Annotated in this window: 21 protein-coding genes; 13 read left to right on the top strand and 8 right to left on the bottom strand. The window is 73.3% G+C overall.

The window, feature by feature from the left end:
• Window positions 1–4 precede the first annotated feature (4 nt).
• Genes ABT053_RS05885 through ABT053_RS05900 form a run of 4 tightly spaced genes read left to right on the top strand, consistent with a single transcriptional unit; the run spans window position 5 to window position 4,066 of the window.
• Window positions 5–946, top strand: coding sequence for a carbohydrate ABC transporter permease (locus ABT053_RS05885; protein WP_350967737.1), 942 nt, complete (start codon window positions 5–7; stop codon window positions 944–946).
• Window positions 943–1,842, top strand: coding sequence for a carbohydrate ABC transporter permease (locus tag ABT053_RS05890; protein WP_350967738.1), 900 nt, complete (start codon window positions 943–945; stop codon window positions 1,840–1,842). The genes ABT053_RS05885 and ABT053_RS05890 overlap by 4 nt, the downstream gene beginning before the upstream one ends.
• On the top strand, window positions 1,839–3,098 hold the full coding sequence (locus ABT053_RS05895) for a 6-phospho-beta-glucosidase (protein ID WP_350967739.1): 1,260 nt from the start codon (window positions 1,839–1,841) through the stop codon (window positions 3,096–3,098). Before ABT053_RS05890 ends, ABT053_RS05895 begins: the two co-directional genes overlap by 4 nt.
• On the top strand, window positions 3,095–4,066 hold the full coding sequence (locus ABT053_RS05900; protein ID WP_350967740.1) for an N-acetylglucosamine kinase: 972 nt from the start codon (window positions 3,095–3,097) through the stop codon (window positions 4,064–4,066). Before ABT053_RS05895 ends, ABT053_RS05900 begins: the two co-directional genes overlap by 4 nt.
• An 88-nt stretch (window positions 4,067–4,154) precedes the next feature.
• On the opposite strand, the gene ABT053_RS05905 is transcribed toward ABT053_RS05900, so the two are convergent.
• On the bottom strand, window positions 4,155–5,069 hold the full coding sequence (locus tag ABT053_RS05905) for a LysR family transcriptional regulator (RefSeq protein WP_350967741.1): 915 nt from the start codon (window positions 5,067–5,069) through the stop codon (window positions 4,155–4,157).
• Between the two features lie 220 nt (window positions 5,070–5,289).
• Between ABT053_RS05905 and ABT053_RS05910 the strand changes: the two genes are divergently transcribed.
• Window positions 5,290–6,348 carry an SDR family oxidoreductase gene (locus ABT053_RS05910; protein ID WP_350967742.1) on the top strand — a complete coding sequence of 353 codons (1,059 nt, stop codon included), beginning with the start codon at window positions 5,290–5,292 and terminating at the stop codon, window positions 6,346–6,348.
• An 80-nt stretch (window positions 6,349–6,428) separates the two neighbouring features.
• Here ABT053_RS05910 and ABT053_RS05915 read toward each other — a convergent pair whose 3' ends face one another.
• The 3 genes from ABT053_RS05915 to ABT053_RS05925 all read right to left on the bottom strand — a co-directional run bounded on the left by ABT053_RS05915 (window position 6,429) and on the right by ABT053_RS05925 (window position 9,701).
• Window positions 6,429–7,364 carry a nucleoside hydrolase gene (locus tag ABT053_RS05915; RefSeq protein WP_350967743.1) on the bottom strand — a complete coding sequence of 312 codons (936 nt, stop codon included), beginning with the start codon at window positions 7,362–7,364 and terminating at the stop codon, window positions 6,429–6,431.
• 119 nt (window positions 7,365–7,483) lie between these two features.
• Entirely contained in the window at window positions 7,484–7,960 is a 477-nt protein-coding gene (locus tag ABT053_RS05920; RefSeq protein WP_350967744.1) for an Lrp/AsnC family transcriptional regulator, read from the bottom strand.
• A 94-nt stretch (window positions 7,961–8,054) separates the two neighbouring features.
• Window positions 8,055–9,701, bottom strand: coding sequence for a sensor histidine kinase (locus ABT053_RS05925; protein ID WP_350967745.1), 1,647 nt, complete (start codon window positions 9,699–9,701; stop codon window positions 8,055–8,057).
• 175 nt (window positions 9,702–9,876) lie between these two features.
• Between ABT053_RS05925 and ABT053_RS05930 the strand changes: the two genes are divergently transcribed.
• Window positions 9,877–10,836 (top strand): pirin family protein, encoded by a 960-nt coding sequence (locus tag ABT053_RS05930; protein WP_350967746.1) that lies wholly within the window; start codon window positions 9,877–9,879, stop codon window positions 10,834–10,836.
• Window positions 10,837–10,894: 58 nt separating this feature from the next.
• Entirely contained in the window at window positions 10,895–11,080 is a 186-nt protein-coding gene (locus tag ABT053_RS05935; protein WP_350967747.1) for a hypothetical protein, read from the top strand.
• Window positions 11,081–11,091: 11 nt separating this feature from the next.
• On the opposite strand, the gene ABT053_RS05940 is transcribed toward ABT053_RS05935, so the two are convergent.
• Window positions 11,092–11,943: a LysR family transcriptional regulator gene (locus ABT053_RS05940; protein ID WP_350967748.1), complete on the bottom strand. Its 852-nt coding sequence runs from the start codon at window positions 11,941–11,943 to the stop codon at window positions 11,092–11,094.
• A gap of 72 nt (window positions 11,944–12,015) precedes the next feature.
• Here ABT053_RS05940 and ABT053_RS05945 point away from each other — a divergent pair, with 72 nt between their 5' ends.
• Entirely contained in the window at window positions 12,016–13,242 is a 1,227-nt protein-coding gene (locus ABT053_RS05945) for an MFS transporter (RefSeq protein ID WP_350967749.1), read from the top strand.
• Between the two features lie 297 nt (window positions 13,243–13,539).
• On the opposite strand, the gene ABT053_RS05950 is transcribed toward ABT053_RS05945, so the two are convergent.
• The gene (locus ABT053_RS05950) at window positions 13,540–14,622 is read right to left on the bottom strand and encodes a hypothetical protein (RefSeq protein WP_350967750.1); all 1,083 of its coding nucleotides are present in this window, start codon (window positions 14,620–14,622) and stop codon (window positions 13,540–13,542) included.
• 298 nt (window positions 14,623–14,920) lie between these two features.
• On the opposite strand from ABT053_RS05950, the gene ABT053_RS05955 reads away from it, so the two are divergent.
• Window positions 14,921–16,042, top strand: coding sequence for a sensor histidine kinase (locus ABT053_RS05955; protein WP_350967751.1), 1,122 nt, complete (start codon window positions 14,921–14,923; stop codon window positions 16,040–16,042).
• The gene (locus ABT053_RS05960; protein WP_350967752.1) at window positions 16,039–16,683 is read left to right on the top strand and encodes a response regulator; all 645 of its coding nucleotides are present in this window, start codon (window positions 16,039–16,041) and stop codon (window positions 16,681–16,683) included. The genes ABT053_RS05955 and ABT053_RS05960 overlap by 4 nt, the downstream gene beginning before the upstream one ends.
• A gap of 268 nt (window positions 16,684–16,951) precedes the next feature.
• Here ABT053_RS05960 and rph read toward each other — a convergent pair whose 3' ends face one another.
• A complete protein-coding gene (rph, locus tag ABT053_RS05965; protein WP_350967753.1) occupies window positions 16,952–19,567 on the bottom strand; it encodes a rifamycin-inactivating phosphotransferase in 2,616 nt (871 codons plus the stop codon).
• A 210-nt stretch (window positions 19,568–19,777) separates the two neighbouring features.
• On the bottom strand, window positions 19,778–20,887 hold the full coding sequence (locus ABT053_RS05970; protein WP_350967754.1) for an ABC transporter substrate-binding protein: 1,110 nt from the start codon (window positions 20,885–20,887) through the stop codon (window positions 19,778–19,780).
• Window positions 20,888–21,302: 415 nt separating this feature from the next.
• On the opposite strand from ABT053_RS05970, the gene ABT053_RS05975 reads away from it, so the two are divergent.
• From ABT053_RS05975 to ABT053_RS05985, 3 genes are read left to right on the top strand one after another with little or no spacing between them, the layout of a single operon-like run.
• Window positions 21,303–23,027, top strand: a complete 1,725-nt coding sequence (locus tag ABT053_RS05975) for an ABC transporter substrate-binding protein (protein WP_350967755.1) — start codon at window positions 21,303–21,305, stop codon at window positions 23,025–23,027.
• A 15-nt stretch (window positions 23,028–23,042) separates the two neighbouring features.
• Window positions 23,043–23,999 carry an ABC transporter permease gene (locus tag ABT053_RS05980; RefSeq protein ID WP_350967756.1) on the top strand — a complete coding sequence of 319 codons (957 nt, stop codon included), beginning with the start codon at window positions 23,043–23,045 and terminating at the stop codon, window positions 23,997–23,999.
• Window positions 24,000–24,022: 23 nt separating this feature from the next.
• Window positions 24,023–24,874: an ABC transporter permease gene (locus ABT053_RS05985; protein ID WP_350967757.1), complete on the top strand. Its 852-nt coding sequence runs from the start codon at window positions 24,023–24,025 to the stop codon at window positions 24,872–24,874.
• Window positions 24,875–25,017: the final 143 nt, after the last annotated feature.

Consider the following 25,017-nt stretch of genomic DNA (forward strand, 5'->3'; position numbering starts at 1 on the left):
CTCGATGAGCACCGTCCACGCCGCGCCGCCCCGGTGGCGGCGCGGCGAGGGCCTCAAGGCCCTCCTCTGGATGTCGCCCTGGCTGGTGGGGTTCGCGGTCTTCTTCGCCTACCCCCTCGCGGCGACGGTCTACTTCTCCTTCTACCGCTACGACCTGTTCACGCTGGAGTTCGTCGGCCTGGACAACTACCGCTACTTCCTGGTGGACGACCGGGCCTGGGTCTCCATCAAGAACACGCTGTGGCTGGTGGCCCTCATGGTCCCCGCGCAGGTGCTCTTCGGGCTGGGCGTGGCGTGGCTGCTCACCCGGCTCAAGTCGGGCGTCGGCTTCTTCCGCACGGTGTTCTACCTGCCGTCGCTGATCCCGGTGGTGGCCGGAACGGTCTCCTTCGTGTTCCTGCTGAACCCCTCGGGACCGCTCAACCAGTTCCTGGAGTTCGTCGGGATCGCCGCGCCCGACTGGTTCGGCGACAAGGACTGGTCCAAGCCCGGCCTGACCATGCTGGCCATGTGGGGCATCGGCAACACCATGATGATCTTCCTCGCGGCCCTGCTGGACGTGCCCAAGCACCTGTACGAGGCCGCGGCCATCGACGGGGCGGGCGCGTGGCGGCAGTTCAGGAGCATCACGCTGCCGACGATCTCGCCGGTGCTGATGTTCTCGACGGTCACCGGCGTCATCTACGCCCTGCAGTACTTCACCCAGGCGATGATCGCCTCCCGGGTCGCGGCGGGGGTCACCGACTCCCCCGGCACCGCCTTCGTGCCCGGCTATCCCGAGCTGTCGACGCTGACGCTGGCCCAGTGGCTGTTCCATGTCGGCTTCCGCGACTTCAGCATGGGGTACGCCTGCGTGCTGGCCCTGCTGCTGTTCGCGTTCTCCACGGTCTTCACCCTCATCCTGCTCCGCAGGTTCCGCGCGTTCGACGAAGGAGGGGACCGGTGACCGCCCTCACCACCCCGGCCACCCCGGCCACGGCGGCCGCACGGCCCGCGAGGGCCCCCGCCCGCGGCCCGCGCGGCCGGGCGGTCCTGTACTGGATCGCCACCCACGCCCTCGCCGTCGCGCTGTCGCTGATGTTCGTCGGCCCGCTGGTGTTCGTGGCGCTGACGGCCGTCATGACCAACGACCAGGCGCTCACCGGCGACCTGTGGCCCCGCACCTGGAACTGGTCCAACTTCGCCGACGTGTTCGCCAAGTCACACCTGCTGGCCTGGGTGGGCAACACGTTCCTGTACGCCGGGCTCGGCACCGCGTTCATGCTGCTGTCGTCGATCCCGGTGGCGTACGCGATGGCCCGCTTCCGCTTCCGGGGGCGCAAGCTCGCCTTCCTCGCGGTCATCACGATGATGATGCTGCCGCCCCAGGTCGTCGCGGTGCCCGTCTATCTCATCTGGGCGCGCCTGGACCTCACCGGCACGCTGTGGCCGCTGATCCTGCCGATGCTGTTCGGCGACGCCTTCTCCATCTTCCTGCTGCGGCAGTTCCTGGTCACCATTCCCAGGGAGTACACCGAGGCCGCCAAGGTCGACGGTTGCTCGGACTTCCGGACGCTCGTCAAGGTGATCCTGCCGATGGCGCGTCCGGCGATAGCGGCGGTGGGTCTGTTCCAGTTCTTCTACTGCTGGAACGATTACTATGGTCCGCTGCTCTACGCCCAGACAAACGAGGCCAACTGGACGCTCTCCCTCGGGCTGGCGTCCTTCCGGGCACTGCACAGCGTGCAGTGGAACCTCACCATGGCGGCGACGCTGCTCGTCATGGCCCCGGTGATCATCGTGTTCTTCTTCGCCCAGAGGGTTTTCATCGAGGGCGTCACGCTGACAGGAGTAAAAGGGTGAAACTCGCCGTTGTCGGGGGCGGCTCGACGTACACGCCGGAGCTGATCGACGGGTTCGCGCGGCTGCGCGACGAGCTGCCGCTGACCGAGATCGCGCTGGTCGACCCGGACGTCCACCGGCTGGAGCTGGTGGCGGGGATGGCGCGCCGGATGCTGGCGCGGGCCGGGCACCCGGCCACGGTCCTCGCGACCACCTCGGTCGAGGAGGGCGTCGCGGGGGCGCGCGCGGTCCTGCTGCAGCTGCGCGTCGGCGGCCAGGCGGCGCGCAACGTGGACGAGACGCTGCCGCTGGAGTGCGGCTGCGTCGGTCAGGAGACGACCGGCGCGGGCGGGCTGGCCAAGGCGCTGCGGACGGTGCCGGTGGTGCTGGACATCGCCGAGAAGGTCAGGAGGCTCGCGCCGGACGCCTGGATCGTCGACTTCACCAACCCGGTCGGCATCGTCACCAGGGCGCTGCTGGAGGCCGGGCACCGGGCCATCGGCCTGTGCAACGTGGCCATCGGCTTCCAGCGCCGCTTCGCCGCGAACCTGGGCGTCGCCCCGGAGCGGATCTCGCTGGGCCACGTCGGCCTGAACCATCTCACCTGGGAGCGGGCCGTCCACCTGGACGGGGTGGACGTGCTGCCGAAGCTGCTGGAGAGCCACGCCGAGGAGATCGGCCAGGACGTCGGCCTGCCCGCCGCGCTCATCCGCCACCTGGGCGTGGTGCCCTCCTACTACCTGCGCTACTTCTACGAGCACGACCTGGTGGTGGAGGAGCAGCGGACCAAGCCCTCGCGCGCGGCCGAGGTCGCGGCGATGGAGAAGACCCTGCTGGAGCTGTACGCCGACCCCGCGGTGGACACCAAGCCCGAGCTGCTGGAGAAGCGCGGCGGGGCCTTCTACTCCGAGGCGGCGGTGGCGCTGATCGCCTCGCTCGCCGGCGACCGCGGCGACACCCAGGTGGTCAACCTGCGCAACGACGGCACGCTGCCGTTCCTGCCCGACGAGGCGGTCATCGAGGTCCCGGCCACGATCACCTCGGCGGGCGCGTCCGCGCTGCCCGTCGCCCCGGTGGAGCCCCTCTTCGCCGGGCTCATCGCCCACGTCACCGCGTACGAGACGCTCGCGATCGAGGCCGCGCTGCACGGCGGCGAGGAGCGCGTCGCCGACGCGCTGCTGGCGCACCCGCTGATCGGCCAGGCCTCGCTCTCCGGCGACCTGGCCAGGCGCCTGGTCGAGGCCAACCGCGGGCACCTGTCCTGGGCGACCGCGTGAGAACGGTCCTGGCGGTCGACGGCGGCAACAGCAAGACCGACATCGCGCTGGTGGCCGAGGACGGCTCGGTCCTCGCCACCGGGCGCGGCGGCGCCTTCCAGCCCCAGACCACGGGGGTGGGCGTCGCGATCGACGTGATCGGCGACACCGCGCGCTCCGCGCTCGGCCCCGGCGCGGTCGCGCCGTACGCCGACCACGTGGCCGCCTATGTGGCGGGCGCGGACCTGCCGGTGGAGGAGGAGGCGCTCCGCGCGGAGATCCTCTCCCGGGGGTACGGCAGGACGGTGACCGTCGGCAACGACACCTTCGCCCTGCTGCGCGCGGGGGCCTCCGGGCCCGCGGGGGTCGCCGTGGTGTGCGGCGCGGGGATCAACGCGGTGGCGGTCTCCCCCACGGGGGAGGTGGCGAGATACCCGGCGCTGGGACGGCTCACCGGCGACTGGGGCGGCGGCCTCGGCCTCGGCGAGGAGACGCTCTGGCACGCGGTGCGCGCCGAGGACGGCCGGGGGCCGGCGAGCACGCTGGTCGCCGCGGTCCGCGAGCACTTCGGCGCCCGTACGGTCGAGGAGGTGGCCCTCGCCATCCACTTCGGCGGGCTGCCCTACGGCAGGCTGAACGAGCTGGTGCCAGTGCTGATGGCGGTCGCGGCCCAGGGGGACGCGGTGGCCCGCTCGCTGGTGGCGCGGATGGCCGAGGAGGTCGTCGTGCTCGCGGTGGTCGCGATGCGCCGCCTGGACCTGCTCTCCGTCCCGATGGAGGTGGTCCTGGGCGGCGGCGTGCTCACCGCCCGCGACCCGCTCATGAGCGAGCTGCTGGAACGGGGCTTCGCCGAGAGCGCGCCGCAGGCCAAGCTGATCGTCGCCGACGTCGCGCCCATCATGGGCGCCGCCCTCCTGGGGCTGGAGTCCCTCGGCGCCACCGAGGAGGCGAGGGCCCGGCTCCTGTCCCACTTCCACGCCCTGACGTGACCCTGGTCACGGCATGACGGGGTGACCTCGCACCGCACACGGCCCGCGTCCCACGGACGCGGGCCGCGGCGTGTGGGGGCCGGGACGCTCAGGAAGCCGGACGGGCGTCCGGCGGGGGAAGGAGCGTGACCGCCGCGCTCTCGGCGAGCAGCGCGAGGAAGGCCCCGCCGAGGGCGTCGAACCCGGTGCGCGCGTAGGCGGTGAGGACGCGGGTCACGGCGGGCCTCGGCCGCAGGATGCGGCCCTCGTACCCCCCGGGCACGATGTTGGCGGGGATGAGCGCGGGCCCGAGGCCGGCGGCCGCGAGGGTCGGGGCCGACGCCGTCTGCTCGGTACGGACCGCGATCCTGGGCTGGAACCCGGCCTCCGCGCAGGCGCGGTCCAGGATGTCGGCCAGGCCGTTGCCGGGGGCGTAGTGGACCCAGCGGCGGTCGCGCAGGTCGCCCAGGTCCACCGAGGACATCCCGCCGGACGCGAGGGGATCGCCGGAGGGGACGGCCACGACGAACTCCTCGGTGCCGAGCGTGCGCACCGGCCCCGCCCAGGACGCGGGCCGGGGACCGATGGCGAGGTCGGCCTGCCCGCTCGCCATCGCCTCCGCCAGCTCGTCGGCGTGGCGGTGCTCGAAGAGCCTGACGTCGACCCCGGGATGGAGACCGCTCCAGGCGCGCAGCGCGGCGGGCAGCACGCCCATGCTGACCGAGTAGACCGTCGCCAGCCGCAGCTCTCCCCCGGCCAGCCCGGTCGTCTGGCGTACGGCCGACAGGGCGCGGCCCGCGTCGGCCAGGGCGGCCCGCGCGTGCGGCAGCATCGCGCGCCCGGCCGCCGTGAGGTGGACGGCCCTGGGCAGCCGTTCGAGCAGGGAGGCGCCGGCCGACCGCTCCAGCGCCCGGATCTGGTGCGACAGCGCCGGCTGCGTGACGTGGAGGATCTCGGCGGCCCGCGTGAAGGAGCCCTGGTCGACGATGGTCACCAGGTATTCGAGCTGTCGCAGGCTCAACATGCACAAAAATTATCAGAACCCCATAAATCATGACCTGGGGTCATGTGGAGCGCGCGCCGGACGCGACACCTGCCATGAACGACGCTTATGGCAGCGACAAGAAACAAGCCTTGGACTCATGGGAGGGGAGCCGCACAGAATCGGACCGCACGGCACCGGCGTCCCCCGGCACGGGAGCGTGACCGCGCGCGGCCCATCCGCACCGATCGAGAGAAGAACGATGAGCACTCACCCCAAGGTCGCCCTCGTCGTCGGCGCCCAGGGGGTGATCGGCCGCAACCTGGTCGACCACCTCACGGCGCTCGGCGACTGGGACGTGATCGGCCTGTCGCGCCGCGGCGGGGAGAGCGCGGGGCGGGTCCGCCACGTCTCGGTCGACCTGCTCGACCGGGACGACCGCGCCGGGAAACTCGGCGAGCTCACCGGCGTGACCCACGTCTTCTACGCCGCCTACCAGGACCGGCCGACCTGGGCCGAGCTCGTCCCGCCCAACCTCGCCATGCTCGTCAACGTCGTCGACGCGGTCGAGCCGGTGGCGCCGGGCCTGCGGCACGTCAGCCTCATGCAGGGGTACAAGGTCTACGGCGCGCACCTGGGCCCCTTCAAGACCCCGGCCCGCGAGAGCGACCCGCACCACATGCCGCCGGAGTTCAACGTCGCCCAGCAGGACTTCCTGGAGGAGCGCCGCGAGGGGGCGGGGTGGACGTGGACGGCGATCCGCCCGTCCGTGGTCTGCGGCTTCGCCCTCGGCAACCCGATGAACCTCGCCATGGTGATCGCGGTGTACGGCGCGATCTCGAAGGAGCTGGGCCTGCCGCTGCGCTTCCCCGGCAGGCCGGGGGCCTACGACACGCTGCTGGAGATGACCGACGCGGGGCTGCTGGCCAGGGCGACCGTCTGGGCGGCGACCGACGAGCGCTGCGCCGACCAGGCGTTCAACGTCAACAACGGCGACCTCTTCCGCTGGAACGACATGTGGCCGAGGATCGCCCGCTTCTTCGGCCTGGAGGTGGCCCCTCCCCTGCCGATGTCGCTCGACGTCGTCATGGCCGACAAGGGACCGCTCTGGGACTCCATGACCGAGAGGTACGGGCTGGAGCCGCACCCGTACGGGGACGTGTCCTCCTGGGCCTTCGGCGACGCCGTGTTCTCCTGGGACTACGACTTCTTCGCCGACGGTTCCAAGGCCCGGCGCTTCGGCTTCCACGAGTACGTCGACACCGAGGCGATGTTCCTGGACATCCTCGGCGACCTTCGCCGCCGCAGGATCATCCCCTAGGAGGCCGGGCGGCACCGGCGCCGGGGCCCGGTCAGCGCCGGGGTTCCTCGCAGGGTCGTCCCCTGGGAGGCCGGGCGGCCTCAGGGCTCGATCGACTCCGCGACCCGGGCGTAGACGGTGAGCAGGAGGTCCCAGAAGCGGCCCACGTCCAGGGAGGTGCCGACCAGCGCGTTGGGTGCGCGGCCCCGGAGGGCGAAGTCGGTCACGGTCATCCCGGCGGTGAAGCGGCCCGCCGTCTCGACGTCCACGATCGCCGGTTCGAGGGTGATCAGCGACGGGTCGATCAGGTGGGCGATCGCGCAGGCGTCGTGGATCGCGGGCCCGCCCTCGGCGGTGATCATGCCGTAGAACCGCACGCACGGCAGGAGCAGGTCGGCGCCGAGCCTGCCCATCCCCTCCATGCGCTCCGCCACCGCCCGCGTGGTCACGGCGCCGCGGCTCACGTCGAGGCCGATCATGGTCACCGTCCAGCCCGCGCCGAAGACGATCGCGGCGGCCTCCGGGTCGGCGGCGATGTTGAACTCGGCCGCGGGGGAGAAGTTGCCCCGCGTGTAGGAGCCGCCGAGGATCGTGAGCCCCCGCGCCCAGCCGACGATCGCGGGCTCCCTGAGCACGGCGAGCGCCACGTTGGTCAGCGGGCCGATGGCGACCAGGGTCACCTCGCCCGGATCGGCCCGGAGCGTCTCGATGATGAAGTCGGCGGCGTGCCCGGCGGCCGGCGGGAGCGACGCCGGGGGCAGCAGCGCCTCCCCCAGGCCCGAGTCCCCGTGCACCCCGGCCGCGTCCACCCGGGGGCGCAGCAGGGCGCCCGCGCTGCCCGCGACCACCGGCACGCCGCCGAACCCCAGGAACTCGCGCAGCCGCAGCGCGTTGTCGGTGGTCCTGGCCAGCCCGACGTTGCCGCCGACCGTGGTGATCCCCAGGATCTCCAGCTCGGGGCTCCCGTGGGCGAGGACGAGCGCCAGCGCGTCGTCGATCCCCGGGTCGCAGTCGATGATGATCTTTCTGGGAGACATCCGTCCAGCTTGGATCAATCACCTCATTCCCGGCAAGCCGGGAACGGCCTCCCGACGAGGTGAGGGCTGAGCGGCACCCCGCCGGGCCCCCGCGGGCCCTGGAGCGGTCCCTCAGGCGCTCAGCCGCGCTCCTCGGGCTTCCCGCCGTCCTCGCCCGGCGGCTCCGGGGTGCGGTGCTCGTACGGCGTGCTGAGCACGACCGTCGTGCGGGTGGAGACGTTGGCGGCGGTGCGGATCTGGTTCAGCAGCTCCTCCAGCGCGATCGGCGAGGCCACCCGGACCTTGAGGATGTAGCTCTCGTCCCCGGCCACGCTGTGGCAGGCCTCGACGGCGCTCAGGTGGGCGAGCCGCTCGGGGGCGTCGTCGGCGGCGGCCGGGTCGATCGGCTTGATGGAGACGAACGCGGTGAGCGAGAGCCCGATGGCGTCGTAGTCGACCAGGGCGGCATACCCCCGCAGCACGCCGCGCTTCTCCAGCCGGCGCACCCGCTGGTGCACCGCCGACACCGAGAGCCCGGTCTCCCTGGCGAGATCGGTGAAGCTCATCCGGCCATCCCTGGCCAGCAATGTGACGATACGGCGGTCGATCTCCTCCATCCGGTAAACGGTAACGGCATTCGGATACCGCGCGTACCGTCCGCGTGTCACGGCACGGTCCCAACCGCGATCTCCGCGAGGTCCTCCCGTCCGGTCACGGCACGGTCCCGGCCGCGATCTCCGCGGAGCCCTCCCGTCCGGCCTCGCCCTCCGTCTCACCCTCGGCCTCGCCCTCCGCCCCGCCCTCCCGCTCCGGCACGACGATCTCGGCGGGCAGCGTGATGACGAAGCGGGCCCCCTCGGCGTACTCGGTGTCCAGCCGGATCGTGCCGCCGTGCTGCTCCACGATCTTCCTGCAGAGCGCCAGGCCGATCCCGGTGCCCTCGTAGGCGTCCCGCTGGTGCAGCCGCTGGAAGATGATGAAAATCTTGTCGGCGAAGTTGGGGGAGATGCCGATGCCGTTGTCGGTCACGGTCATCCGCACCTCCCCGCCGAGCCGCTCGGACTCGATCCCGATCCGGGGCACGCGGCCGGGGTCGCGGAACTTGAGGGAGTTGCCGATCAGGTTCTGCCAGAGCATCACGAACTGGGTCCGGTCCCCGACGACGGCGGGCAGGTCACCGACCTCGATCTCGGCCCCGGACTCCTCCACCGCCGCGGCGAGGTTGGCCAGGGCCCTGTCGACCACGTCGTTCAGGTCCATCTCGACGGGTTCCCTGCTGATCCGCCCGACCCGGGAGAAGGTGAGCAGCTCGTTGATGAGCACCTGCATGCGCTTGGCGCCGTCGACGGCGAAGTCGATGTAGGTGTTGGCCCTGTCGTCGAGCTGGGAGGCGTACCGCTGCTGGAGCATCTGGCAGAACGAGGCGATCTTCCGCAGCGGTTCCTGCAGGTCGTGCGAGGCCACGTAGGCGAACTGCTCCAGCTCCGCGTTGGAGCGTTTCAGCTCCTCGGCCTGGGCGGCGATCCGCAGCCGGGAGCCGCGGGCCTCCTCCAGCTCGGTGACGATGCGCCGGCGCATCGCCTCCATGTCGTCGGCGAGCTCGGCGAGGTCGGCCGGGCCGCCGGTGTCGACGTGGTGCGCGAAGTCTCCCATGGTGACCCTGCGGGAGGCCTCGCGCAGCCGGGCCAGGGGGCCGAACACCGCGACCCTCAGCAGCAACGCCACCGTGACGATGGTGACCAGGAAGGCGGCCAGGATGCCGAAGAAGGTGGCGTCCCGCACCGTGCGGGCGGCCCCCAGGTCCGCGCGGGCGACCTCCCTCGCGTGGGCCCAGGCGGCGTTCTGGGCGTCGAGCCCCTTCCTGACCGCGTCGAAGGAGCGCTTGCTCTCCTCGGCCTGCCCGGCGCTCACGCTCTCCGGGCCCTCGTCCCTGACACTGGCGATCATCGGCTCCGCGTAGCGGGTCCGCCACTCGGCGGCCAGCCGTGACACCTCGTTGAGTGCCCGCAGGGGTGCCGCGCCCGGCGCCAGCCGCCCGATCTGCGCCGAGACGGCGACCTCGTCGCGCCGCCCGTTCGCGTACGGCTGCAGGAACTCCTCCTTGCCGGTGATGACGAAGCCCCGCACCCCGGTCTCCTGGTTCAGCAGGGTCGTCTGCAGGCGCTCGGCCTGGAGCCTGCCCGCCGAGATGTGGTCGATCAGCCGGTTGGAGGCGGACGCCGCGTTCTGCAGGACCGTGGCGCCGACGATCGCCGACACCCCCAGCAGGAGGGTCATGGCGAGCAACACGACGTTGAACCACGTCTGCGCGCTCCAGCGGCTCTTGCGGGATCCGCTCGGAGGTGTCTCGGTGGTCATTCGGCCTCTCACTTCACACGGTGTCCGTCCCGCCTGGTCCGTGGGTGCCCGGCGGGGTGGACGAAAGATACCGGAACCGGCCGCCGGCCACGCACGTGATCCCCTTCCCGGGGGACGATGCCACCCGATGCCACCCGATGCCCGGTACGGACGGGGCGCGACGTACATTCGCGGGATGAGCAACCTGGAGACGGATCCGCGCGAGTCGGCCTGCGGCGGCCTCGCGGACGTGGCCGCGGAGCCGGTGAACGAGCTGCTGACCGGCCGGGACGTGGTGCTGGGCGGCCCCCGGGCGATGAAGGTCACCAGGACCCTGCCGAACCGGGACGTCAGGATGGTCGGCGCCTGGTGCTTCGTCGACCACTACGGCCCCGAGCGGGCGAGGATGCACGTACCCCCGCACCCGCACACCGGCCTGCAGACCGTCAGCTGGCTCGTGGAGGGCGAGATCCTGCACCGCGACAGCGTCGGCAGCGAGCAGCCGGTCAGGCCGGGCCAGCTCAACCTGATGACCGCCGGGCGGGCCGTCTCCCACGCGGAGGAGTCGCCCGCCGGGGCCGTGCTGCACGGGGTCCAGCTGTGGGTGGCGCTCCCCTCCGCCGCCCGCGGCGTCGCCCCCGCCTTCGAGCACCACCCGGCGCTGCCCACGCTGACCTCTCCCGGGGTGACGGTGACGGTCATCATGGGCGAGCTGGGCGGCGTCACCTCCCCCGCGACGGTCCACACCCCGCTGGTCGGGGCCGAGGTGACGCTGGAGGCGGGCGCCGGGACCTCGATCCCGCTGCGCCCCGGCTTCGAGTACGCCGCGCTGGCCCTATCCGGCACCGTACGGACCGGCGGGACGGACCTCTCCCCCGGGCCGCTGCTCTACCTGGGCAGCGGGCGCTCGGAGCTCGCCCTGAGCGCCGAGGGCGCCGGACGGCTGCTGCTCCTCGGCGGCGAGCCGTTCGAGGAGCGGATCGTGATGTGGTGGAACTTCGTCGGCCGGAGCCACGAGGAGATCGCCGGGTTCCGGCGGGAGTGGATGGAGGGCGAGGCGTTCGGCACGGTGCCCGGCACGGGAGCCGCCCCGCTGCCCGCTCCCGAGCTGCCCCTCACCCCCCTCAAGGCACGCGGCCGCCGCCGGTCGCGGTGAGGCGTCGCAGCGCCGCCTGAGCGGGCGGGCCCCAGGTGGTCTTGCCGCCCGGACGGCCGTGGACACCGGCGTCTCCGATGAGAACGCCGGCCGATGGGTCGCCCGGATGCGGGTCGTCCGGGTGCGGGTCGTCCGGGTGCGGGTCGCCCGGGTGCGGGTCGCCCGGGTGCCGGTTCTCCTCGGCGCGGCGGTGTCGATCGGTGTCGATCGGTGTCGATCTCCTCTAGGCGATCTCGCCGTCTGACCGGGAGGGGCTCAGATCATCCGTCGCAGGGCGGTCTCCACGGCGTCGACGAGCGCGTCGCCCTCGGTGCCTGGGTGGCGCGCGAGGCCGAGCTCGACGTCCGGCAGGGCGGGCAGCGCGGCCGCGTCGTGGCAGGCCATCGCCGGTTCGAGGTTGGCGGGCAGGAGCGCCGCGACCCCGAGCCCGGCCCGTAGCGCGGCGAGCACCCCGGCGAGGCTGTTGCTCTCGAACGCCACCCGCCAGCGGCGCCCCGTGCCCTCCATCGCCTCCATCGCCTCCAGCACCGACGTCCGCCAGGCGCACGTGTTCGAGAACAGCACCACCGGCAGCGGATCGGCGTCGGCGGCGACCCCCCGGCCGACCGCCCAGACCAGCGGCAGGCGCACCGTCCAGCGCGGTGGCCAGGGAAGGTCCGGGACCTCGTCGAGCACGAGCTGGACCCGGCCCGTGTCGTAGGCCTCCCGCATCGCCGCGCTGGAGAGGCTGAGCACCTCCAGCGTCGCGCCGGGGTGCAGCCGCGCGAGGTCGGCGAGCGCCTGGGAGAGGCGGGAGGCGGCGAGGTCCTCGAGGAGTCCCACCCCGCAGTGCCCGGTGAGCGCGCGTCCCGTCTCGGCGAGCGCCTGCGCCGACAGCGCGAGGATGCGCTCGGCGTAGGGCAGCAGTTCCTCACCCGCCCGGGTCGGCGAGACGCCGGACGGCGCCCGGTGCAGCAGCGGGCTGCCGACGGCCCTTTCGAGCCTGCGCAACTGCTGGCTGAGCGCGGGCTGGGTGCGGCCGAGCGCCGCCGCCGCGCGGCTGATGCTGCCCGCCCGCACGGCGGTGACGAACGACCGCAGCAGGGCGGTGTCGAGATCACGGGCCATAAGCGTTCATCATGCCTGGTCCAACGAATTGACGGCTTCCTATGGCCTTTCCGGTGATCTAGCGTTGAACCGGTGACGGGATTTCGACAGGTGCTCGCGGTGCCGGGGATGACCCCGCTGCTGGGCGTCTCGCTGCTCGCCCGTGCCGCGATCACGGCGGACGCGATGGCGGTGACGATGTACGTCGTCATCACCCTCGACATGAGCTACGCGGCGGCGGGAGGCGTGGTGGCGGCGCTCACCGCCGGTGTCGCGCTGGGCGGGCCGCTGCTGGGCCGGATGATCGACCGGCGGGGCCTGCGTACCGTGCTGCTGGCCACGATCGTGCCGCAGTTCGTGTTCTGGCTGAGCCTGCCCGCGCTGCCGTACGTGATCCTGCTGGGCGCCTCCTTCGCCGCCGGCCTGCTGATGGTGCCGGTCCAGTCGGTCACCAGGCAGGCGATCGCCGCGATGACGGCGGCGGGGCAGCGGCGGGCGGCGTTCGCGCTGGAGTCGGTGGTGGGCGAGCTGTCGTACATCGTGGGCCCGGCGGTGGTGATCCTGGGCGCGGCGACGCTGTCCCCCGGCGTGGTGGCGTGGGGGGTGGGCGCCGCGATCGTCGTCGGCGGGGCGGGGATCGCCCTGCTCGACCCGCCGATGCGGACCGAGGACGAGGCGGACGGGGCGGCGGCGGGCCGGCCCCGGCCCCGGCGCCGGGAGTGGCTGGGAGCGCGCATGCTCGCCGTCCTGACGATGGGGTTCGGTGTCGCGATGCTGCTCAGCGGCGTCGACCTGGCCATCGTCGCCACCCTCCGGGAGGCCGGTCAGGTCTCGTGGGCGGCCGTGGTCGTCGCCGTGTTCGGGGTGACGTCCGTCGTGGGCGGCCTGGTGTACGGGTCGCTGCCCTGGTCGATGCCCACCTGGCTGCTGCTCGGCCTGCTCGGGCTGGTGACGGTCCCGGCCGGGCTCGCCCAGGACTGGCCCTGGCTGTGCGTCGCCGTGATCGGTGCCGGGCTGCTCACCGCGCCGACCCTTTCCACGGTCTCCGACGCGGTGAGCAGGCTGGCGCCTGCCGGTGTGCGGGGTGAGGCGACCGGCCTGCAGTCCTCGGCGGCGAGCGCGGGGTTCGCGCTCGGCGCCCCGGTCGTGGGGGTGGCGATCGACGCGTCCGTGCCGGCGGGCGGCTTCGCGGCGGCCGGCCTGACCGGCCTGCTCACCGCGCTGGCGGGATACCTGCTCTCGCGCAGGTCACCCGCCACGCCTCCGCCGTCGTCGTCGCGGGCCCCCGAGCCCTGCGACGCCGCCGCGCCGGCCCCGTGACACCGGCCCGCGCGGCCGCGGCCGTGGTCGTGGTCGTACGGCGCCGGTGACGGGCCGGGTACGGTCACCGGCTCGCCCCGTTTCCGCCGCGTCCCGGCCGTCCCCTGCTGGAGCCGTTCAGATCCAGCCGTCCGCTGCCGGAGGCGGTCAGATCAAGCCGTCCCTTGCCCGAGCCGGTCAGATCAAGCCGTCCCCTGTCGGAGCCGTTCAGATCCAGCCGTCCGCTGCCGGAGGCGGTCAGATCAAGCCGTCCCTTGCCCGAGCCGGTCTGATCAGGCCGTCCTCTGGCCGGGCCGGTCAGATCAGCCCGCAGTGGCGGCAGCGGCCCCGCCTGCGCAGGTGGTACGCCAGCGTCGCCACGCCGAGGGCCACGGCCCAGATCGGCCAGTACGCCATCGGGCTGCTCAGCACGGAGGCCGGATCGGTCCAGTCCGCGGTGCGCGCGGCCTGCGCACCCGCCGACAGCAGTACGGCCGTGACCACCGAGGCGAGGACCACCGGAAGGGCGGGCGGCACGCGCCTGCCCGCCAGCCCGATCACCCAGCGGGGCCAGACCTCGCCCCAGCGGTGCACCAGCCCGAGCGTGAGCACACCGCCGGTCGCCGCGATCGTCGCCAGCGCCGCCCCCGCCCACACCAGGCCCGTTTCGTGCAGCCAGGACAGCCCCTCCGCCGGGGCCAGCAGGGGGATGTTCAGCGCCCACGCCCAGCGGACCACGGCGTAGAAGAGCGGGACGACGAAGGCCGTGTAGGCCGCCCAGCGTCCCCATCTGGCCGCCGAGGCGGGGGTCGTCCAGGTGGCGCTCCCGCCCGCGGAACGGCCGCAGCCGCCGCAGGAATCGGCGGTACGCCGCTGGAAGGCCAGTGCCGCGCCCGCCCACAGCAGCCCTCCGGCCAGGCAGATGATCATGTTCAGCACCGGCCAGGGCAGCGCGACCTCGAAGTAGTCGACGTCCGGCCAGCCGAACGGCAGCCCGGCCAGGACGATCGGAGCGTATCCGACCGCGATCATGATCCGGGCGTCGGGGACGAGAACGACGAGCGTCGCCGCGACGGCCCACGCCATCGCGAGCACCGCGACGCGGGGCGCGCCGCGCGGCCGTACCCGGGCCATGACCAGCGCGAGCACCGCGCCCGCCAGCCCGAGCGCCGCGATGACCGGCGCGGTCGCCGAGGCCGTCGCGCCACCCAGCAACGACTCCGCCCTGGCGTCGGGGATGTCCCCCTCCCCGAAGGGGAAGCCCGCGCCGCCCCGCGCCCAGTAGAGCCCGAGGCCGCCGTAGACCAGCGACCACGCGCCCGCCGCGTACGCCGCCCAGCGGGGCCATCGGGGGGTCGCCTTCCGGTGGTCCGTGGTTGTTCTTTCCGTGATCGTTTCCATGCCTCAAGCGTCGGGCGACGGGCGCGCCGTGCCCATCTGCCGTTCGGCGGATTCCACCCGGCGAGTGCCGCGCCCTCTCTTCCTTTCGGCGGATTCGCCGGGGCCGGGGATCGCGCGCCCTCTGCCGTTCGATGGATTCCGCCCGATGAGCGTCGTATTTCCTCTTCCTTTCGGCGGATCCGCGGCGACCGGGTATCGAGCGCCCTCTGCCGTTCGGCGGATTCCACCCGGTTGGCGTTGTGCCTCCTCTTCCTTTCGGCGGATCCGACGGGGCCGGGTGTCCCCGTAGAGTCGATCCATGGACCAGGTCGCCGCGTTCGTGGCACTCGCCATGATGATCGTGGCGTTCGTGCCGCGCGTGCCGCCCGCGTGGCCCGCCGCGGCGGGCGGGGCGATCTCGATCGCGATCACCGTCGCGCACCCGCTGGCCGGATGGCACGGCGGCACCGTCCCCTGGGCGCTGGCCGAGGTGCCTCCCCTGCTCGTGCTGACGTTCATGGCCGCCAGGCGCGCACCGGCCCCCCAGGCCGTCGCCTCGGCCGGGCTGGCGGGGGGCGCGGTCGCGCTGATGCTCGTGCGCGCGCTCTGGCCCGGCGAGATCACGTTCACCCTCGTGGCCTGCGCGAGCTGGTCCCTCCTCGCGGTCGCGGCGGCGGGGGCCGGCCTCTACGTACGCGTGCTGGACAACGGCCGGCGCCGCGCGGTGGCCGGGGCCAGGCGGACGCAGCGGCTCGTGCTCGCCCGCGACCTGCACGACTTCGTCGCCCACGACGTGAGCGGGATGCTCGTGCAGGCGCAGGCCGCCCGGCTCGTGCCCGGGGAGCTCCCGCCGCAGGTGGCCGACGCGCTGCGGCGTATCGAGGAGGCGGGCCAGCGGGCTCTGGCCGCCATGGACCGGACCGTCCAGATGCTCCACGAAGCCGACGAGGCCGACGGAGCCGACAGGGCCGGACCTGACGCGACGGGACCGCTGCCCGGGGTCGACGGCCTGGCGCGGCTCGCCGACGACTACTCCCCGTCGGTGCGGGTGGACCTCTCGGTCGATCCCGGGCTGGAGCGGCGGCTCTCCCAGGAGACCTCCGCCACCGTCTACCGGGTCGTGACGGAGGCGCTCACCAACGTGCGCCGCCACGCCCCCGAGGCGACCCGCGTCGCGATCACCGTCACCCGGGCGGGAGAGTCGGTCCGCGTACGCGTCGACGACGACGGCGGCGGTCACTCGCAGGCGGCCCGCCGCGGGGGCTTCGGCCTGGTCGGGCTCACCGAGCGGGCCGAGGTGCTCGGCGGCTCGCTGTCGGCCGGACCCGAGCCGGGCGGCTGGCGGGTCGAGGCGCTCGTGCCCGCCCACCCGTCATGGCGGTTCCGGCACTCCGGACCACGCGTGGGCCGTCCGGCCGCGAGCCGAGGAGGACCGGCATGACCACCCGGATCCTGATCGCCGACGACCAGGAGGACGTGCGGATCGGCTTCCGGCTCATCCTCGACTCCCAGCCCGACATGACGGTGGTGGGAGAGGCCGCGGACGGCCACAGCGCCGTCGAGCTGGCCCGCCACCTGCGGCCCGACGTGGTGCTCGCCGACATCCGCATGCCGAGGCTCGACGGGCTGGAGGTCACCCGGTTACTGGCCGGGCAGACGCGGGTGGTCGTCGTGACGACCTTCGACCTCGACGAGTACGTGCACACCGCGCTGCGCAACGGCGCCTGCGGCTTCCTGCTCAAGCGGTCGGGCCCCGCCCTGCTCGTCGAGGCCGTCCGGGCGGCCATGGCCGGTGACACGCTGATCAGCCCGCAGGTCACCGTCCGCCTGCTGGCCCACCTCCGGACGCCCGCCGCGCCTTCCGCGCCCTCCGCGCTCGCCGAGCCGCTGACGGAGCGGGAGCTCGAGGTCGCCCGGCTGGTCGCCCACGGCCGTACCAACGCCGAGATCGCCGCCGAGCTGTTCATCGGCTCCGGCACGGTGAAGACCCACGTCGCCAACGTCCAGCGCAAGCTCGCGGTGGCCAACCGGGTCGGCATCGCCGCCTGGGCGTGGGGTTCCGGCACCGTCACCGGCCCGTAGCGCACACCGTCCGCCCCACGGGGGCCGCTCACGCTCGGCCCGCCCGCTCCCCGGGGTCTCGGGTGCCGGGGGCCCGGGTACGAGGCGGTGGTTCGGCCGGGGACGGGCACTGGAGTCCCGGGTACGGGGCGGCGGTTCAGACAAAAACGGGCACGGGAGTCCTGGATCCGGGGCGGCGGTTCGGCCGGGGACGAGCGGTGGAGTCCCGGGTACAGGGCGGCGGTTCGGCCGGGGACGGGCACTGGAGTCCCGGGTACGGGGCGGCGGTTCAGTCGAGGATCTGGACGTATCCGTCGGTCCCGTGGACGCGGATCCGCTGCCCGTCCCGGATCAGCCGGGTGGCCCCCTCCACCCCCACGACGGCGGGCAGGCCGTACTCCCGCGCGATCACCGCCCCGTGCGTCATGAGGCCGCCCACCTCCGTCACCAGTCCGGCGACGGTGACGAACAGGGGGGTCCAGCTGGGGTCGGTGAAGGCGGTGACCAGGATGTCGCCCGCCTCGAGGTCGGCGTGCGCCATGTCCATGACGACGCGGGCACGGCCCTCGACGGTCCCGGCCGAGACGGGGAGACCGGCCAGCGCGCCGGGCGGGGCGTCGTCACGGTGGTACCGGCCGGTGACGGCCTCGCCGTCCGAGGTGAGGACCCGGGGCGGTGTGAGCGCCTCGTACGACCGGAACGCCTCCCGCCTTTCCAGGATGAGCCCGGCGTCCGCGGTGCCGGTGCGCACGACCTCCCGCAGCTCCTCGAACCGGAGGAAGAAGATGTCCTCCCTCTCGCGCAGGACGCCGGAGCGGACGAGGCGATCGGCCTCCCCCAGCAACGCCCGCTTGTAGGCGAAGTAGCGGCTGACCATGCCGTACTTGGGATACTCCCGGTATCCGGCGAAGGCGCGGACGCGGTCGATCATCCGCTTGGTCTCCTCGGCCTTGCGTTCCCCGTCGGGCAGGGCGCGCAGTCGCGGCAGGATCTCCCGCTCCTTCCGCCGTGACTCCAGGCGCCCCTGTTCGAAACGTCGTTCACCGGCGCCCGGCTCGAAGTTCCTGACGTTGCCGAGGATGGCGGGCACGAGCGTGGCGGGGCGCTCGCTCCAGCGCGTCCTGGTGATGTCGATCTCGCCCGCGCAGCGCATGCCGTACTCGTCGAGATAGCCACGGATGGCGTCACGCGCCTCCCGCCCGCCGACCGGGCCGGACGGACCGGCCAGCTCGTCCAGGAAGCCGTCGCCCTCCCGGCCCTCGTCCGCGACGCGCTGCAGGAACGCCACGACGTCCGCGTACGGCCGGATCGTGTCCGCGACGCCGAGGAGTGCCAGTCCCATCTCCGACGTGACGTTGTGGGGGACGGACTGCGTGAGCGCGTCGGCCGCGTTCTTCTCCCCCAGCCACTCCTCCAGGTGGTCGTTGAGCCACCAGGCCGCCTCCATCCCCGCCATGATCACCTGGTGGCTCCGCGGGGAGAACAGGAGGCGCTTCAGCTCCGCGAGGTCGGCCAGGACGAAGTCGAGCAGGGCTGGCCCGGACAGGGTCCGGATCTCGCTCCGCAGGGTGGCGACGGACTCCTGGTTCTGCCGGATCAGCTCGGTGACGACGGCCGGATCGGTCTCGATCGGGGCGGGCGGGTCACCGGCGGGCGCGGCGGCGGCGTCCTCGTCCGGAAGCGGGCGGATGAAGTCGCCGCGGTCGAGGACGCTCTGCAGCGCGTCCCGGATCAGCGGGTCGGACTTCCCCAGGGTCCCGAGGAGGTACCCGCGGCCCGCGGGCGTCGCCAGGACGGGGGCCACGTCGACGAACAGCCGCCCGCCCGCCTCGTGCATCGGCCGCGGGGTCGTCAGCTGCCACATGGAGAGTCCCAGCGGCCTCATCGCGTCGGTCATCATCTGCTGGTGACCGACGGAGACGTAGAGGTGGTTCTCCTGGTCGCCGGTCTCGGGGACGGGGAACAGGGTGGTGATCGGGCGGCTCTGGACGATGTGGAAGTCGTCGCCGGCCAGGCACCACTCGATGTCCTGCGGCCTGCCGAAGTGCGCCTCGACGCGCCGGCCCAGCCGCACCAGGCGCACGACCTGCGCGTCCGTCAGGGCCGGCCGCGTCTGCCGCCCCGGTTCGACCGGCGCGTCCCGGGTGCCGCCTCCCGGCGCCGCCTGGACGGAGCGCGGCTTGGTGGCGACCGCCGTGGTGAGGACCTGGTCGTCGCGCACCGTGTAGACGTCCCCGGCGACCAGGCCGGAGACGAGCGCCTCGCCGAGCCCCCAGCCTGCCTCCACAGTGGCGATCCTCCTGTTCGAGGTCACGGGGTCCGCGGTGAAGAGGATCCCGGCCGCCTCGGGGAACACCATCCGCTGCACGACGACGGCCATCCGTACCTTGCGGTGGTCGAAGCCGTTGTGGCTCCGGTAGGTCACCGCCCGCTCGGTGAACAGCGACGCCCAGCACCTCCGGACGTGCCGGAGGATCTCCGGCAGGCCCGCGATGTTCAGGTACGAGTCCTGCTGACCGGCGAAGGACGCGGTCGGCAGGTCCTCGGCCGTCGCGCTGGAGCGCACCGCGTAAGCGGCCCACTCCCCGAGCCGGGCGAGCGATTCGCCGATCGCCGCCGCGAGATCATCGGGAATCTCGACGCCCTCGACGACGCGGCGGACATCGGCGCTCAGGGCGCGGATCTCCGCGCGGTCGTCCGGTTTCACGCGCGACAGCAGGTCGAGCTGAGCCGTGACCGCGGGCATCTCGGCCACGACCCGCTGGAAGGCGTCCGTCGTGACGCAGAAGCCGTCCGGCACGCGAATGTCGTTGATTCGCGCGAGCTCGCCCAGGTGCGCCCCCTTTCCGCCGACGTCCGCGACATCCGTTGAATTGATCTCCTCGAAACCCAGTACGTAGCGCAATTCCGTCGCTCCATCGTTCGTCGGGCCGGTTCGCAACGGGCAGTATGAAGTACTTTCCGGCGTCTCATGAGGCGCGCGAATCTGATACAAAATGAAAGTGGCGGGGAGATGAGTTCGCCCGTTCGCCCCTTTGCCCGTTCGACCCTTCGCCCCTTCGCCCCTCGCGAGTCGTCGGCGACGTGAAACCCGACCGCGACCGCCCGTGCTCTCTCAGCCGGTGTGAAGAATCCGGAAGCGATCGGGTTCCGCAGGATCCCGATCGGCGATCTGGACCGGCGGCCAAGCCCACTGCCAGACGCCGATGCCCGGCGTTCGGGAGAACCGGATCAGCCCGCGGGTGCCTTCGACCACGACGCGCGGCCAGGATGCGGCGATGCCCGCCCGGTCCGTGCCGTGGGCACGCAGCACCTCGGCGAGGACGGTGACCGTGTCGTAGCCCTCGAAGGCGACGAAGGAGGGCGCCTCGGCCAGCCGCTCGCGAAGGGCCGTCCCGACCCGCGCGCCGAGCGGGCCGAGACGCTCGGGCAGATAGCGCAGGAACGGGATCGCGGCGCCGTCGGCGCCCAGCAGGGCCGCCCATCCGGCGAACTCCGGCTGCCCGGCCGGAGCACCGATCACGATCCCGGCGAGGCGCCGGTCGCGGCGGACGGCCCTGACGATCGGCACCGCCGGTTCCGGGTGACCGGCCAGGAGCAGGAGGGCCGTCTCGCGGCCACCGGCGAGCTCGTCGCACAGGGCCGCGGGGGTGAGCGCGCGCACGTCGAGTTCGGTGACGGTGCCGCCGCGTGAGGCGAGGTGGTCCCGCAGGACGCGGGTCCCGGACGACCAGTAGACACTCGGCTCGGCCGCCACGGCGATCCGGCCGTGGCCCGCGCCGAGGAGGAAGTCCGCGTAGATCCGCCAGCCGTGGGACTGCGCCGGGGCGAGACGCGCGACCCCTTGCGCCGGCTGTTCGGTGAGCGCGTCGAGAACCGCCGACGAGCAGAGGAACGGCAGGCCGAGGGCGTCGGCCCTGGTGGCGGCGGCGCGGGCGACGACGCTGTGGTACTCCCCCGCCAGGGCGGCCACGCCCAGCCGGGCCAGCTCGTCCACGGCCGCCACGGCCCTCCCCGGGTCGGCCGCGGTGTCCCGGACCACCAGTTCGAGGGGGCTCCCGGCGATCCCGCCGGTCTCGTTGACCTCGCGAACGGCCAGTTCGAGCCCGGCGAGCAGGTGCCGGCCCGCCTCGACCCATCCGGGCCGGGTCAGCGGGACGAGGGCGCCGATCCGGACGGACGGTCCGTCGGCCCGCTCCGCTCGCGGCGATGGTGGCGTACTCATGCGTCGGCGTCTCCCGTCTGACGGTTCGGTCCTAGTTTGCCCGGACCTGGCCTCGGGACCGGCGAACTCGCCTCCCTGACCGTCGCAGGAAGTCGGCGCGGGTGGCGCGGATCGCGGCGCCGTCGCCGCTTCGGCGTCCGGGATGGGCGCCCGACCCGGCGATCGCGCTCCGCCCCGTCCGGGCCGTCGACGGGTGAGGACGTTCCGGTAAAGGCAGGGAACGGGGTGAAAGGCCGGGAACGGAGGAGAAGGCCCGGCAAGGACCTGGAAAGGCCATGCCATCCGGTCCCGATGGGCCGCGCGCTCTTGACAGCCCAGTATTCCTACCTGAATAGTATGGATATATTCGAGCCGCCGCGGGACGCCGCCGGGCCGCGCGGATCCTCACCAGCCGCGACCGCGAGGAGACCCTCCCATGCAGGAATCCCCCCACAGTGCCCCCCGGAGTACCCCCGGCGGCCCGGGCGGCCCGGGCGGCCCGGGCGGCCCGGGCGGCGAGGCGCTGTCCCGACTTCCCGGCCTGTCCCGCCTCCCCGGCCTGTCACGGCGCGTCTTCCTCGGCGCGGCCGGAGGCGCCGCGCTGACCGGGCTGCTCGCCGCCTGCGCGGGCAGCACGGGCGGCGCGGGCGACACGGCGAGCGCGGGCGGCGGCTCCCGGACGGTTCCCGCCTCCCCGCCGGGCACCCCGAAGACCGGCGGCGTCCTGCGCGCCGGCTCTCCCCCGCCGCCGACCGCCGTCGACCCCGTCACCATGTACGACGGCTCCGCGATCGCGATCGTCCAGCTGGTGGCCGACTATCTGATCTGGCTGGACAGGGACTTCAAGCTCGTACCCCGCCTGGCCGAGAAGTGGGAGTCCGAGGAGGGCGGCAGGCGCTGGGTCTTCTCCCTGCGCGAGGGCGTCACCTTCTCCGACGGCACGCCGCTGGACGCGAAGGCGGTCAAGGCCACCTTCGACCGGCTGCTCGACCCGAAGAGCAAGTCCGCCGCCGCGGCGGCGTTCGACTCGGTGCTGGCCGAGGGCGGGATCGGCGTCCGGGGCGACTCGACGGTCGTCTTCACCCTGGAACGGGCCTTCTCCGACTTCCCGTACCTGGTCTCGGCCGGAAACTACAACGCGGTGATCCTCAAGGCGGACTACGCGGGCGACTTCACCGCCAAGCCGGTCGGCACCGGCCCGTTCCTGCTGGAGTCGTACGACGCCTCCAGCGGCGCGGTGTTCAAGCGCAACCCCAGGTACTGGGAGCCGGGCAAGCCGTACCTGGACGGTGTGCGGATCACCTTCTACGCCGACGACCAGGCGGACCTCCTCGCGCTGCAGAGCGGCGAGATCGACACCCAGATCCTCAGCCGCCCCGCGCTGGTCGGGCCGCTCAAGGGGCTCGGCGGCATCGTCGTCGACCAGGTCCAGGGCACCGGCCTCACCGCCTTCACCCTGCGGGTGGACCAGGCGCCCTTCGACAGGAAAGAGGTGCGCCAGGCGATCGCGTACGCCCTGGACCGGCCGGGGGTGAACGCGGGCGTCTACGACGGCATCGGCGCGCTGGGCAACGACCACCTGTTCGCCGCGCTGTTCCCGGCCGCGCCGCCGGACGTGCCGCAGCGGGCCAAGGACCCGGCGAAGGTCGCGTCGCTGCTCGCCGCGGCCGGGGTGGAGAAGCTCTCCTTCGCGCTGACGTACGACCCGCCGAGCAAGGACTACGCCCTCACCGTGCAGGACCAGCTCAAGCAGGTCGGCATCGAGGTGGAGCTCGACCAGCGCACGTCCGGCGACTTCTACGGCGGCGACCAGGAGAAGGACACCCCCTGGCTGTTCACCCCGGCCAACCTGGTGGGCTGGGCCGGGCGCGCGGTGCCCAGCCAGTTCGTCATCCCGATGGTCAAGAGCGGCGGCGTGTGGAACGGCTCGAAGTACGCCAACCCCGCGCTGGACGCCGCCACCGACGCCTACGACTCGGCGACGACCGACGAGGAGCGCAGGACCCAGGCCGCGATCATCGCGAAGGCGCTCCACGAGGACGTCCCGGTGATCATCGCGGTCTGGAGCGGCACCGTCCGGGCGTACGCCGGCGAGCGCTTCACCGGCGTGGCGGCCCATCCATCGAGCTATGTCGACTTCAGCTCGGTCTCGCGGCTTTAGGGCGGTGTGAGCGGCATGAGGCGATTCCTGCTCCGGCGGCTGGCGGCGATCCCGCTCACCCTGCTCGCGGTGTCCCTGCTGGTCTTCGCCGCCACCGAGCTGGTCCCCGGCGACGTGGCCCGCACGATCCTGGGCCGTGAGGCGGGCGAGGAGGCCGTGGCGCGGCTCCGCGAGCAGCTGGGGCTCGACCGGCCGCTCGCCGAGCGCTACACCGGCTGGCTGTCGGGGTTCTTCACCGGCGAGTGGGGCGACTCCCACACGCTCGGGGTGCCGGTCCGCGACCTCGTGCTCGGGCGCCTCGCCGACTCCCTCATTCTGGGCGGGCTGGCGTTCGCCCTGCTGGTCCCGGTCGCGGTGACGCTCGGCCTGGTCGCCGGGGTCAACCACGACCGCCCCGTCGACCGGGTCATCAGCGTCACCGGGCTCGCCCTGGGCGCCATACCGGAGTTCGTGACGGGGGTGGTGCTGCTGGTCGTCTTCGCGGTGCGGCTGCGCTGGTTCCCCGCCTCGGCCCAGGCGCCGGACGGCGCGACGATCCTCACCCGGCTCGGCCACCTGGCGCTGCCGGTGATCTCCCTCGTCCTGCTGTGCACCGGCTACGTCGCCCGCCACGTGCGCGCGAGCACCGTGGCGGCCGTGGAGAGCCCGTACGTCAGGGCCGCGGAGCTGCGCGGTCTCGGCCGGGCCCAGGTGGTGCGGCGGCACGTGCTGCGCAACTCCACGGTGCCGGCGACCAGCGCGCTCGGCGTGCAGCTGCAGTTCCTGCTCGGCGGGCTGGTCGCCGTCGAGCTGCTGTTCAACTACCCGGGCATCGGCGCCCTGCTGCTGCAGTCGGCGATCGACAAGGACCTGCCGACCCTGCAGGCCACCGCGATGGTGCTCGGCGTCCTCTACATGTCGATCATCCTCGCGGCCGACCTGGCCTACCGCCTGCTCGACCCCCGGGTCCGGCTCGGGGGGGCCGCCGCGTGAACGGGCTTACGAAGGGAGTCCACATGAGCGCCGTCACCGCGGGCGCGGGCGGGGTGCGGCGGCGGGTGGCCGGGCGTGACTTCCGCGTGGCCCTCGTCGCGGGCGGCGCGCTCGTGCTGGCCTGGGCGGTCGTCGCCGCGTTCTGGCCGCAGCTGGTCCCCTACGACCCGCTGCGGCACGACCCGCTGAGCCGCTTCCTGCCCCCGGGCCCCGAACACTGGCTGGGCACCGACCAGTTCGGCCGCGACACCTTCTCCAGGATGCTCGCGGGAGCCCGCCCGGTGCTGCAGGTCGCGCCGCTCGCGACCGCGCTCGCCGTCGTGGCGGGCACCGCGGTCGGCCTGGTGGCGGGGACGTTCGGCGGCCTCGTCGACGAGATCGTCATGCGGCTGCTCGACGCGGTCGTGGTCTTCCCCGCGATCATCGCCGCGGTGCTGTTCGTGGCGCTGGCGGGCCGTTCGGTAACCGTCATGGTGCTGGTCGTCGCGGGGTCGTTCGTGCCCATCGTGGCCCGCAGCGTCCGCGCGGCGACGCTGGTCGAGCGGGAGAAAGCGTACGTCGAGGCGGCCAGGCTGCGCGGGGAACGCCCCTGGTCGCTGATGCGGCGGGAGATCTTCCCCAACGTCGGCACGACCGTGCTGGTGGAGGCGACCTCCCGGTTCGGCGACGCGATCTTCGCCGCCGCCACGCTGTCGTTCCTGGGGCTCGGCCAGCCGCCGGGCTCCCCCGACTGGGGCGCCTCGGTCTCGGACAACCGCGTCTGGCTCCAGCTCGCGCCCTGGACCATACTCGCCCCCGCGCTGGCCATCGCCTCGCTGGTGGTGGGGATCGCGCTCGTCGCCGACTCGCTGCGCGGCAGATGGGAGGCGTCATGACGGGGAGAGCGACCGGAGGACCTCGTCTCCCCGCGCCGCGGGAGCCCGTGACCCGGGACGTCGACCTCACGCGACCGCGCCGTCCCGGGCAAGGGGAGAACCCGCACGGTCCCGGGGCCTGGTCCGAGGAGAACTCACACGGT

Source organism: Streptosporangium sp. NPDC002524 (genome assembly GCF_040295985.1).
In the GTDB taxonomy this organism is placed as follows: Bacteria; Actinomycetota; Actinomycetes; order Streptosporangiales; family Streptosporangiaceae; genus Streptosporangium.